General features: G+C 36.6%; 2 protein-coding genes and 1 pseudogene. 2 read left to right on the plus strand and 1 reads right to left on the minus strand.

Annotated elements, in window-relative coordinates; translation table 11 throughout:
• Nucleotides 1–296, plus strand: a 296-nt coding sequence (locus tag GCWU000342_RS10250) for a PrgI family protein (RefSeq protein WP_006906921.1), incomplete at its 5' end; no start/stop codon positions are given.
• Nucleotides 208–1383 carry a VirB4-like conjugal transfer ATPase, CD1110 family gene (locus GCWU000342_RS08180; RefSeq protein ID WP_456299939.1) on the plus strand — a complete coding sequence of 392 codons (1176 nt, stop codon included), beginning with the start codon at nt 208–210 and terminating at the stop codon, nt 1381–1383. The genes GCWU000342_RS10250 and GCWU000342_RS08180, both read left to right, overlap by 89 nt.
• 45 nt (nt 1384–1428) lie before the next feature.
• Here the strand turns inward: GCWU000342_RS08180 and GCWU000342_RS11005 are convergent.
• Nucleotides 1429–1603: pseudogene (locus GCWU000342_RS11005) on the minus strand (IS3 family transposase); the annotation flags it as partial.

A 1603-nucleotide genomic window follows, 5' to 3' on the forward strand; every position in this document is an offset into this window, starting at 1 on the left:
CAGGACTGGTTGGAATACCAGTCTATTTATTTATGAGGAAGTTTGTGCCAAATGACATAGCTGTCATATTCCTTATCGTATCCACGCTTCCTATCTTTTTCATCACACTATTTGAAAAAGACGGACTGACATTTGAGAAATACTTTAAGCATATTTATCTTCATAAGTTTTATCAACCGCAAAAGAGAGTGAGAAAGGAGGTTTACCTTGAACAAGAAAAGAAAAATTCAGCAAATAAAACTCATGCAAAACGAAAAGGCATTGAGAAGTCAAAAGCGGGACTTAAAGAAAAGTAATTGCAAGCCAAAAAAAGATAAGGGAGGAATCCTTGACCTTATCTTTAAGAAAGAACCGAAAAGATATACGGTAGAAGATACCATTCCCTATCTAAGGCTTTTAAAAAGCGGAATATGCCAGCTTGATGAAAGGCACTTCAGTAAAAGTATAGCCTTTCAGGACATTAACTATCAGCTTGCCTTAGATGAAGATAGGGACTTGATTTTTAATCAGTTTGCAAACTTTCTAAATTCCTTTGATCCGAGCATCAGCATTGAGTTTTCATATATCAATCAACTCGGACGAAACGAAGAAATGAAGTCGGCAATTCAGATACCGGATAAAAAGGACGGTTTTGACGATATACGCTTTGAATTTAGAGAGATGCTTAAAAGCCAGATTGTAAAGGGAAATAACGGACTTAAAAAATCAAAGTATGTAACCTTTACAGTGGAAGCGGATAATTTAGAGCAGGCAACATCAAAACTTGAAAGACTGGAGATAGATATATTATCTAATCTAAAGAGCATGGGCGTGAGAGCAGAAAGCCTAAACGGAGAAGAAAGGCTAAAGATACTTCATGATGTTTTAAATCCAAATAAAACATTTGGATTTTCCTACAAAGACCTAAAGAAAAGAGAAAGCACAAAGACATATATTGTGCCTGATGAGTTTAACTTTACACCGAGTAGATGCTTTAAGTTCGGCAAATTCATCGGATCAACGAGTCATTTTCAAATCCTTGCCAGTGAGCTTTCAGATAGGATGTTATCCGAGTTTTTGGATATTGACGATAACATCAATATTTCCTTTCATATTAGGGCAATCGACCAATCGGAAGCCATTAAGATGGTAAAACGAAAAAACACTGATATTGATAAGATGAAGATTGAGGAAAATAAGAAGGCGGTAAGAAGCGGTTATGATATGGACATTCTTCCATCGGACTTAATTACCTATGGTGAGGATGTAAAGAGCCTCTTAAAAGACTTGCAGACAAGAGATGAGCGAATGTTTGTAGTAAGTATCGTCTTTATGAATTTTGCAAGGACAGTGCAAAAGCTCGATAATACCATTGCTCAGATAAGCTCTATTGCAAACAAGTGATATTGTCAATAATGGTTGACAGATTTTCCTCAAGGATTTACAACCCTAAGCTGATTCCTGTAAAGATGAATAGTATTGTTGTCTCTTGACCATGGGTGGAAGGCCATCATTTGCGGAACAGATTCGACGGTTATTCCAGTAGCTCATGTAGTAACGCCAGATAAGCTCTTTTAGCTCTGTTACAGTCATCTTCTCGGTATCATAGCGATCATATAAGAGT

It is taken from the genome of Shuttleworthella satelles DSM 14600 (assembly GCF_000160115.1).
In the GTDB taxonomy this organism is placed as follows: domain Bacteria; phylum Bacillota; class Clostridia; order Lachnospirales; family Lachnospiraceae; genus Shuttleworthia; species Shuttleworthia satelles.